Source organism: Leptospirales bacterium (assembly GCA_019694655.1).
Taxonomy (GTDB): Bacteria; Spirochaetota; Leptospiria; order Leptospirales; family Leptonemataceae; genus SSF53.
On the sequence record JAIBBN010000007.1, the window covers coordinates 124,356 to 133,958 of the forward strand.

General features: G+C 56.4%; 9 protein-coding genes and 1 tRNA gene. 2 read left to right on the top strand and 8 right to left on the bottom strand.

Translation table 11 applies throughout. From position 1 onward, the window contains the following. Window positions 1-50 precede the first annotated feature (50 nt). Window positions 51-1,415: a cytochrome P450 gene (locus tag K1X75_11865; GenBank protein MBX7058753.1), complete on the top strand. Its 1,365-nt coding sequence runs from the start codon at window positions 51-53 to the stop codon at window positions 1,413-1,415. 62 nt (window positions 1,416-1,477) lie between these two features. Beyond that, window positions 1,478-1,993, top strand: coding sequence for a DUF4395 domain-containing protein (locus tag K1X75_11870; protein ID MBX7058754.1), 516 nt, complete (start codon window positions 1,478-1,480; stop codon window positions 1,991-1,993). A 26-nt stretch (window positions 1,994-2,019) separates the two neighbouring features. Here the strand turns inward: K1X75_11870 and prfA are convergent, their stop codons facing one another. The 8 genes from prfA to K1X75_11910 form a co-directional block, all read right to left on the bottom strand. Beyond that, a complete protein-coding gene (gene prfA, locus K1X75_11875) occupies window positions 2,020-3,087 on the bottom strand; it encodes a peptide chain release factor 1 (protein MBX7058755.1) in 1,068 nt (355 codons plus the stop codon). Window positions 3,088-3,101: 14 nt separating this feature from the next. Then, a tRNA-Arg gene (locus K1X75_11880) sits at window positions 3,102-3,174 on the bottom strand. Window positions 3,175-3,236: 62 nt separating this feature from the next. Beyond that, window positions 3,237-4,304, bottom strand: a complete 1,068-nt coding sequence (gene mtnA, locus K1X75_11885; protein ID MBX7058756.1) for an S-methyl-5-thioribose-1-phosphate isomerase — start codon at window positions 4,302-4,304, stop codon at window positions 3,237-3,239. After that, window positions 4,301-5,470, bottom strand: a complete 1,170-nt coding sequence (locus K1X75_11890) for a glycosyltransferase (protein ID MBX7058757.1) — start codon at window positions 5,468-5,470, stop codon at window positions 4,301-4,303. Before K1X75_11890 ends, mtnA begins: the two co-directional genes overlap by 4 nt. Continuing rightward, complete coding sequence (locus K1X75_11895) at window positions 5,457-6,167, bottom strand: class I SAM-dependent methyltransferase (protein ID MBX7058758.1); 711 nt, start codon at window positions 6,165-6,167, stop codon at window positions 5,457-5,459. The genes K1X75_11890 and K1X75_11895 overlap by 14 nt, the downstream gene beginning before the upstream one ends. Before the next feature lie 30 nt (window positions 6,168-6,197). Further along, complete coding sequence (locus tag K1X75_11900; protein MBX7058759.1) at window positions 6,198-8,036, bottom strand: glycosyltransferase; 1,839 nt, start codon at window positions 8,034-8,036, stop codon at window positions 6,198-6,200. A gap of 164 nt (window positions 8,037-8,200) precedes the next feature. Continuing rightward, window positions 8,201-9,379, bottom strand: a complete 1,179-nt coding sequence (locus K1X75_11905; protein ID MBX7058760.1) for a hypothetical protein — start codon at window positions 9,377-9,379, stop codon at window positions 8,201-8,203. Next, on the bottom strand, window positions 9,372-9,603 hold a 232-nt coding region (locus K1X75_11910), incomplete at its 5' end, for a hypothetical protein (protein ID MBX7058761.1). The genes K1X75_11910 and K1X75_11905, both read right to left, overlap by 8 nt.

Below are 9,603 nucleotides of genomic sequence, written 5' to 3' on the forward strand. Positions count from 1 at the left end.
CTGGCCGGCGAAGGCTTGACCGTTTGCAAGCGCTTGAGTCGTTCTACGCTATGCAAAGCAATGCCGCAGCCGTAGAAAGCGGCCAGTTATATATTCCCCGCGGCAAGCCAGTGGTTGGCGTGATGCTGCGCTTTGCCAGCGCGCCGCTGGAGTTTCTGAGCGAGATGCGCGATCGCGCGCCGATTGTGCGCATGCATGGACTGCGCAAGGTTACCTATTTAATCAACGAACCGGCGCTGGTCGATGAGGTGCTGACCACTCGTGCACGCAGTTTTCGAAAGGACTTCTTTACGCGCCGGTTGAGCAATCTGCTGGGGCAGGGGCTCTTGACCAGCGAAGGCGAGCTCTGGCGCCGCCAGCGACGACTGATTCAGCCGGCTTTTCATCGCGAGCGCGTTGATTCCTATGCGCAAATCATGACCGAAGAAACTGCGCGCCGGATCCAGGCGTGGAAGGCGGATCTGGCGACTGCTTCCGGAGGAGTTTTGCTGCGCGATTGGCATCATGACATGATGGCGCTGACCCTGGAGATTGTGGCGCGTTCGCTTTTTGGACAGCGCATGGATCAAGAAAGCGCTGCCATTGCCTGGGCGCTCGATCGCCTGATGGAACAGCAGGCAAAGCAGTTTACAATCAGCGGTGCGATTGCCGGCAACTGGTTCCCCAGTCCAACCAATGTCCGCTACTGGAAGGCGAAGAAATTGCTCTATCGGATTGTCGCCGCGCTCGTTCAGAAAAGTTCTTCAGCGCCCGGTCTGATTGCCGACTTGCTGGCGGCGCGCGACGAAGAAAATCAGCCGATGAGCGTCGAACAGATTCGCGACGAGGCGGTTACTCTGATTCTGGCCGGCCATGAAACCACCGCCAATGCCTTGAGCTGGGCGGCCTGGCTTTTAGGCGATCGACCTGAACTGCAGCAAAGGATAGCCGATGAAGCCCGGCAGGTTTTTGGCGAGCGCCGGCCTTCGGCAAACGATTGCGCCGCGCTGAATTTCTGTGGAGCGGTGATACGCGAAGCGATGCGACTCTATCCGCCGGCCTGGCTGATTGGCAGGGAGGCAGTGGAGGATGTGCAAATTGGCGGAGTGACCATTCGGCGCGGAGAGCAGGCGGCGATGTGCCAGTACTCGATGCATCGCAATCCAAAACTATTTGAGGCGGCCGATGAGTTCAGGCCGGAGCGCTGGCTCGATGGCCTGGAGCGACGGCTGCCGCGCATGGCCTACTTTCCTTTTGGCGGAGGGCAGCGCATGTGCATTGGCTCTGGCTTTGCCATGCTGGAGGCGACGCTGCTGCTATCGATGATCTGCAAGGCCGTGCAGTTCGAGCGCGGCAGCCAGCGTGTGAAGCCCGAGGCGGCGGTTACACTGCGACCGCAGGGCGGCTTGCCGATGCGCTTACGCTTGCGCTCCTGAATCAGGCTTGCCGAAGCCCAATCAATTGTTATCCTGACAGAATCACCTGCAACCTGATGGGAATGCTGGGGTCCAATGGCGGGAGCAAAAGGATGAAGATTGGCAGCTTTCCGGAGCTTGTAAACGATCGGGCGGCCCGCGCCGTGGCGGCGTTAGTGGTTGCGCTGGCGCTATTTGCGCTGTGGAGCCAGAACCTGATCGCCGTACTTTTTTTGCTCTATGGCTTTCTGGCGCGCGTGCTCTACGGACCGCGCATCGACCTTTTTGCCCGGCTTTCGATTCATGTCCTGGTTCCGTTGCTGCGCCTGGGCGATCGACCCGTTCCAGGACCGCCCAAGCGATTTGCACAATTCATCGGTCTTTGTTTTAGCGCCGCGGCGCTTGCCTTCCTGCTGCTGGGGATGACGCTGCCCTTTCAGATTTCAGTTGGGACGCTGGCCTTCTTTGCCTTTCTGGAAAGCGCTCTTGGCTTCTGCGCCGGCTGCTTTGCTTTCTACCAGTTGATGCGCGTGGGCCTGCTTCCGCCGCAGGTCTGCGAAAATTGCAATCGGCTTTCAGCCGCCGCCGGCTCGCTCTGAGCCAGGCGCTGCTGCGGACTGGATGTTCAGATTGCCAGCAATTTGAGTTTCTGCTCGCGTTCCGCTTCCAGTAGAGCTTCCAGCAGCTCATCCATCTCGCCGTCCAGGAACGCGCTAAGATTGTAGGCCGTAAAGCCAATGCGATGGTCTGTGACCCGACCCTGTGGAAAGTTGTAGGTTCGAATTCGTTCGGAGCGATCGCCGCTTTTAACCTGCTCCTTTTTGAGCGCTGCCTCCGCTGCATGGCGCTCACTCTCCTGCTTTTCGGCCAGCCGCGCCCGCAGAATGCGCATGGCCCGCGCCATATTCTTATGCTGTGAGCGCTCATCCTGACAGTAGACCATAATGCCGCTGGGAACATGTCGCACGCGCACCGCTGACTCCGTCTTGTTCACATGCTGACCGCCGGCGCCGCTGGCGCGAATCGTATCGATGATCAGGTCCTTGTCATTGATTGTAACTTCTTCCTGCTCTACCTCGGGCATCACTGCTACAGTCACTGCGCTGGTGTGAATGCGTCCGCCGCTTTCGGTGACAGGAATGCGCTGGACGCGATGAGCCCCGCCCTCCTGGTGCAAGAGATCGTAGGCTTCGGCGCCGGCAATGCTGAACACTGCTTCTTTGTAGCCGCCCAGATCCGATTCGCTCAGCGAAATCATTTCCGCCGGCAGGCCGCGTCGTTCGGCAAAACGCAGGTACATGCGCGTCAGGTCGCTGGCAAAGAGCGCAGCTTCGTCGCCGCCGGTTCCGGCGCGGATTTCCAGAATCAGGCTGCGACCCTGGCGCGGATCGGGCGGAATCAGCAGTCGCTCGATGCGCTTCTTGCGACCTTCCAGCTCCGTTTGCAGCGATGCCACTTCCTCGCGCGCCATTTCGCGCATTTCGGCGTCTGTGGAGTCGCGCAGCATAGCCTCGGCCTGCTGCAGTTCGCTGCTCAGCCGCAAATACTCCTGCATTTCGGCGACGCGCGGACCAAGCTGAGCATGCAGGCGCGAAGTCTCACGCAATTCCGAAGTCGAAAGTTCGCCGCTGGAGAGCTTTTCCTCGATCTCACGAAAGCGTTCGATTTCTCTTTCCAGTCGATCTTTGAGCATGAGAAAGGGCGATCTGCCCCCGACAGGACTCGAACCTGTGCGCACGGTTTAGGAAACCGCCGCTCTATCCACCTGAGCTACGGGGGCCTCGCTGCTGTGTCGCTGCAGCGCAAAGCGGCGTCAATCGGGATTGCAATGGGCCGCGTCGATCACAGTGATCCGGGGGGTGTTGCGCTCGATGCTGGCGTTGAGTAAAGCTCGCCCAGGGCGCCGTTCTGAATTTGCTCGGCAGAAAAAACGCCGCGATCCATGACCAGCGCCGTAAGCAGATTGCCTGGCGTAATATCAAAGGCCGGATTGAAGACCGCGACCTCAGCCGGCGCCCAGTTAACTCGGGTCTGGCCGCTGGCAAAACCGCGCAGTTCGTCAGCATCGCGCTCTTCAATGGGTATACCGGCGCCGCTTGCCAGCTCCGGATCGATGGTCGTCTCGGGCGCCACACAATAGAAGGGAATTCCGTGGTATTTCGCCAGAGCGGCCAGCGCGTATGTTCCGATCTTATTGGCAAAGTCGCCATTGAGTGCGATTCGGTCGGCGCCAACGAAGATGGCGTCCACCTGTCCATTGCGCATCAGACTGGCGGCCATGTTGTCGGCGATGAGCGTACAGGGGACGCCGGAACGCGTCAGTTCCCACGCAGTCAAGCGCGCGCCCTGTAACAACGGTCGCGTTTCATCGACGTACACATGAATATTCTTCGCCTGACGGTGAGCGCGCAGAATTGCGCCAAGCGCGGTGCCGGCGCCGGCAGTACTGAGGCCGCCTGTAGCGCAGTGCGTCAGTAACGACTGGCCGTCGCCAATCAGTTTTGCGCCATGCTCGGCCATTCGCTCACAAAGCGCCTGGTCTTCCAGAAAGATTGCTTCCGCCTCGTGTTGCAGTCGCTCCGCCTGGAGCAGCGCATCGCTGCTATCGCCAACGAGACGGTCCATGATTCGCATCAGGTTCACCGCTGTGGGTCGCGAGGCCCGGAGGCGCGCTGCATCAGCGCGCAGCTCCGCCGGCTGAGCCCCATCGCGAGCGCGTTTGGCCAGCATCAGGGCAGCGGCAATGGCAATCAATGGCGCCCCGCGCACTGCAAGACGTTGGATTGCGTCGACCATAGCCGCAACGGACTCGATCTGGAGCCAGCGCTCCTCAGTCGGCAGCCGCGTTTGGTCGAGGATTGAGAGCGAGCCGTTGGTAAGACGCAACGAGGTAGCGTGAAGGTCGATCATGTTCTCAGAATTTCTCGATAGATGTCCAGCATTTGGATGCGCATAGCATCTACAGAGAACTCCCGTCTTACTCGTTTTCGACCGGCTGCGCCAAGCCTGGCAGCCAATACGGGATCTGCGTGAATACGGCGCAAATTGGCGGCGAACGCTTCGATATTTCCCACCGGGGCCGAAAGTCCAGTCTTCCCGTGGAGGTTCACCCAGTTGACGCCGTTGCCAAGATCAAAGCAAAGCACGGGCTTAGCACAGGCCATAGCTTCCGTCTGGACCAGGCCAAATGCCTCGGCCTTTTCAATCGAAGATAAGCAATAGACGTCACAGAGATGGTACAGCATTCGCAGTCGATCATCGCTCACTCGTCCCGCAAAATCTACTCGATTTGCTACGCCCAGACGACGGGCCAGCAGTTGCAACTCCGCAAGCTGCGGCCCATCGCCTGCCAACGTTAATTGAATGTCGGGCGCCAGCGCCAGTGCACGCAACAGGCAATCGAATCCCTTGTAATATACGAGTCTCCCGACCGCCAGAGCCATAAATTTCCGGCCCTTCCGGCGACGTTCGCTTAATAAGGCGCGCTGTTCGACGCGGTTCAATTGAAATCGGTGAAAGTCAATTCCATAGGGAACGACATACCGCCGCTCTGTTGGCGCCGCGCCAAGTTGCGTCGAATCTGTAAAATGCGCCGGCGTCGCCGCAACGATGGCGCTGGCCCGCCGTAGAACTCGGTTAACTATAGGCTGCACCAAAATCCGGGCAAACTTTTGGCGCACAATATCGCTATGCCACGATACAACAAGTTTAACTCTTCGAGGAAGAATCAAGGCGGCAAGACAGGAGAGCGGGTCCGGCAGATGCAGGTGAACAATATCAAAACGCCACTTACGGTTTAGTCGAAGAAGTTCGATGGGGAGCCACGGAGAGATTGCCAGTGATCCAAATTTGCCGAAGGAGGGGACGCGGTATACGTTCCAGCCATGGAACTGAAGCTCCTCGTATTTGAGGCTAAAAGTGCGGTGGGCGACGAGATTGGCAACGTTTGCCGCAGACTTCAGAGAATCAAGCAGCCGAATTACGGAATTCTCCAATCCGCCGTTGGCCGAATCCAGAAAACGGCCCAGGTGCAGGACCCGGATCGCTGGCTGCTGTCGCATTTTATCGCGCTGCATAGTGAATGCGGTTCTCCAGAAAAGGCGCCTTGAAAGCTTGCAGTTCAATGGAGTTGCAAAGTAGATTCAAGAGGGGTACTTTGCTGAGCGCTTTATCACTCGCGTAGATGAAATCTGTCAACGGCTCATACAGCATTTTCAGCGCCGTAGGAAAATAGTTCAAGGTCTTCGGCGCCAGATTGAATCGCCAGGATCGTTCGATATAGAATCCATGATCGAGCGCCAGCTTGCGCAGATTGTACATGGAATACGTACGCGGATGGGGCGATACGCCTCGCAGGCGGGCAATCGCTTCTGTATACGAGGTTCGCTGCGGGAAATGAAAGACGAAGAACCTTCCGTACAATTCCAATACGCGATAAATCTCATCCAGACTGCTGTGAATAAGCGGGACGTGCTCGAGCACGCCTGAAGATATGACAATATCAAATTCTTTTGCGCGAAAAGGAAGCCTGGCAGGCTGACTGGACGCGACTCTGCGTACATGCTTCAGCGATGGATAGGAGTGCAATAATGCCTTGAAGTCATAGCCAGTCGCCTTGACGTCGAACAGAGTTACATGTCTAAAGCCGTCGCGATGCAGCAAGTCGCTGAGTATTCCATTGCCGCCTCCCCAGTCGAGGACACGGCGATCTCTCGCAGCGCTGTCAGATGCAAGAATGATCGAAATCATCCGGCGATAGTTTCTCAGGAACATTTCCGAGTACATGGTTTTGTCGTCAGTCGTCTAATTCGTTGATTTGTCGGCTGGGTCCGGCGGATTGGAGAAGGTTCGCGTGAAACTGGAAATGTGCTGCCTGTAGAACCGGAGAGTTCGCTGCAATCCGAGACTTTCCAGGAGGCGACCAGAGACAGATTTGACAGCTTTGGCGAAAAAAAATAGCATGAAGCGAATGGATCCCGGATAGATTTCGCTTTGCGCCATTCGGATTTCCGAGAGGCCGCGCACCCACCCTCGATCGCTTGTGCCGCCATAGCGCATGTTTGCAGTGACCTGGGATAGCGCAATTCCCCGAATGTTCAAGCGACGGAGACGGAGAAAATACTCATAGTCCATGGCGGCTTTGTAATGCAATTTGAAGAGTCCGGCTTCTTGATAGACAGATCGACGCACAAAACATGTCGGATGATTGACTGTCATATCGATGCCAATCTTTTCCGGATGCGATGGGAAAAGAGCATCGCGTTGCTCATTTCGCCAGTATTGTTGCGCGGCGCAGACGAAGCCCCGATCTAACTGGCGCCGCAAAGCCTCAACCGACAATCCTACCGCTTCAGGTTCGTACCAATCATCCGAATGGATCAACCCGATGATTTCGCCGCGAGCCATGGCAATACCTTGATTTAAGGCATCGCTGATGCCAAGGTCATCAATTTGAACAAGAGTCGAAAACCGTGATCGGAACTTTTGTAAAAATTCCCAGGTACCATCACTTGAGCCGCCATCCAGGACAATGTATTCAATGTTTGGGTAGTCCTGCGCCCATACGGATCGAATCGTCTGCTCTATCGTTGTACGTGCATTCAAGGTAACCGTAATAATGCTAACCAGCGGTTGTAACCTGGAGGGTCGCTTTCGGATCGCGGACCGCTTGATGGCGTACCGTGCGACCCGAGCCTTGTAGAAGTTCAGCGATGGCCCAGTGACACTGTATTCTGGATTCAGTGCAATGTCCAGAACGGCAGAAGTTTCGGCAATGGTGTGCGACCATTGGAATTGGCTGATGCGCTTTGTACCGAGACCTTGCTTCAAGCGTCGCTGGCGGCCGGGCCGAAGCGCAGCTTGTATCGCGTTGGCAATATCCGAAGGAAGAAGGGGATCAAAGTAATAGGGCGCGTCCCCGCAGATCTCGTGAAGCACGGGAATGTTGGACGCTGCCACTGGCACTCCGGCTGCCATTGCTTCGAGCGGCGGGAATCCGAATCCTTCGAATAGAGTGGGAAACACAAAGAGCGATGCGCGTTGCAAGCGCGTAACCAGCTCAGCATCAGCTAGCTCTCCAAGAAAATGCACCTGTGGCATTGATTGACCCGCTGCCAGCGATGCGGAGTCCATGGTGCGGAGTCCGGAAGTGCGGCCGATGATAGCAAGGTCAGGTCGTTTCTTATCAGGCAACAGGCTATACGCTTGAAGCAGACGACCGATGTTCTTGTGCGGCTTCACGCTGCCTATGCATAAGATCTCGCCGCCCCCGCTGGAACGGCCAATTCGCGACTTCTTTCCGAAGCGGCGGACATCCACGCCAAGATGTGATCGGTAGAGGTTAGCGCGGTTGCCGTAGTAGCGAATAAGCTCGCGCAGTGTGGCGCCCGAATCAGACAAGATCGCTCGGGCGCGGCGCGCCATGATAGGAAATAGAATGCGAGCGTAGAGTCTCTGCAAAGTGGAGGCTGGATAGTGCGCACTGCGCAACGAAAGATCGTGAAGCGTAACAAGATGCGGACCGCGTGTGAGCGCCGGGAAGTTGAAGTGTGGAATCCAGAGTAAGTCGTAGTGCGCTGGCAAGTAGCGCGGAAGGAATATCTGTTCAGATATGGAAAGAGGGACCAGCGGACAAGAAATCAATGCGGCGCCTGGGAGTTCCCCCCTTATTCGTTCCCGGTCCCGGGGTTGAACAAGAAGCGCGAAAGATAAATCCGATCGGCGTTGAATCAAGGCTGGCAGTATGTTGCGGAGATAGACGCCAATCCCTGATGCAAAGAAGAACCGTGCATCAACTACAATTTGCTTCACTGTTGTTTAAACAAAAAACGCAGGGCGTCATTGCCGGCAAGAAATTGAGCGGACCTCCAGCTCCAGATTCTTTCGGGATGCTCGTTCACGTCGGGGCGTGTATTCCAGAGATTCACATCGACTACAAATGCCGCTCGAAGATGAATGGCAATACTTATAGCAGCAAGCAGAGCAAAGCATCCAACGTAGACCGCCGACCGTCTTGCAGAGACCCAATCCAGAAACGGAAGGAGCAGCCAGGCATACAATGGCGCTATTTCTGTCTGCAGGCGCGGGCCCAGCGAATGGCCGCCCCACCAATGCGGAAAGGTCGAAATCAGCAGCAGGTGTAGCAGAATGGCCAGACTAGCCGGCAGAAAGTAGGATTTTTGATCGCGCCTGGCCAGAACCAATGCAGTCCCGACACCGCTGCCCAGGAAGACCGGCGACCAGATGAAAATTCCGCGCGCCGGCGAAGCAAGATTCCCTGGCAGTGCAGCTGCCAGCACGCTCAGATCAAAGACCCGCGTCGCGTTGTAATAAGGCGGTAAGAATCTGTGGTAGATCGCCTGATTGAAAGCCAGGAAGAGAATGCCGATCATCAGAGCCGGCATTGCTAGCAGTAGAACGCTCTGCCAATTTCGATAGCGGTGCAGCAGGTAGGCGGCGGTCGGTGCGCTCCAAACTATGCTTAGCGGACGAACGACAAAGGCGAGAGCTAAAATTCCGCCAAGGCCAGCCAACTGCCAATGGTTGCCCTCTGTTCGGTCGAGCCTGGCGATCAATGCGAGTGAAGCGCAGGTCAAGAATACAATCCCGGTCGATTGCCAGAGCGCCCGACTGGCAGTACTCAGCACAGAGCTATCGAGAGCAAGAATCAATGTCGCACCCAGAGAAATCAACAATGAGTATTTTTGCCGCGCCGCCCTGAAAAAAAGTAAAGCGGCCATTGCGCAGAGCAATGATGCAACGGTAAGTTCAACAGCGAATGCATTTGCTTCAAGATATCCGTATCCATAGATTCTGGACAGAATCCAGATAGGCAGTGCGCCCAGAAACACAATGCCGCTGGGGAAGTAGTCGTAAACTCGATCGCCGACGAGAACAGTCCCGTGCGAGTGGAAAATCTCAAGCGCCGGCGAATATTCATTCAGGTCAAGGTCGCCTCGACGAAGGAGCGAAATAGTTTCAAACACAGTCCACTTTGAATCGGAAACTGGCATGACCGGCGCTGAGAGATAGACAAAAAACGCTGCCAAAAAGACCAGCAAGCTTGCGCACCGCTCCGATAGCATTAGCCTGGTCGAAGAATTTCGCATAACGGGACCATCCATTGTGAGTGTACTGTCTCAATTCACAGAGAGGCTGGGCATCATTCTGCTCCGGACCCTGGCGCACACAAGTTGTCCTGTCGTCAATA

Excerpts from the sequence above, each read along its gene's own strand:
- K1X75_11865 (MBX7058753.1), top strand. The coding sequence starts at position 51 with ATGCAAAGCAATGCCGCAGCCGTAGAAAGCGGCCAGTTATATATTCCC.
- K1X75_11870 (MBX7058754.1), top strand. The coding sequence starts at position 1,478 with ATGCTGGGGTCCAATGGCGGGAGCAAAAGGATGAAGATTGGCAGCTTT.
- prfA (MBX7058755.1), bottom strand. The coding sequence starts at position 3,087 with ATGCTCAAAGATCGACTGGAAAGAGAAATCGAACGCTTTCGTGAGATC.
- K1X75_11895 (MBX7058758.1), bottom strand. The coding sequence starts at position 6,167 with ATGTTCCTGAGAAACTATCGCCGGATGATTTCGATCATTCTTGCATCT.
- K1X75_11890 (MBX7058757.1), bottom strand. The coding sequence starts at position 5,470 with ATGCAGCGCGATAAAATGCGACAGCAGCCAGCGATCCGGGTCCTGCAC.
- mtnA (MBX7058756.1), bottom strand. The coding sequence starts at position 4,304 with ATGATCGACCTTCACGCTACCTCGTTGCGTCTTACCAACGGCTCGCTC.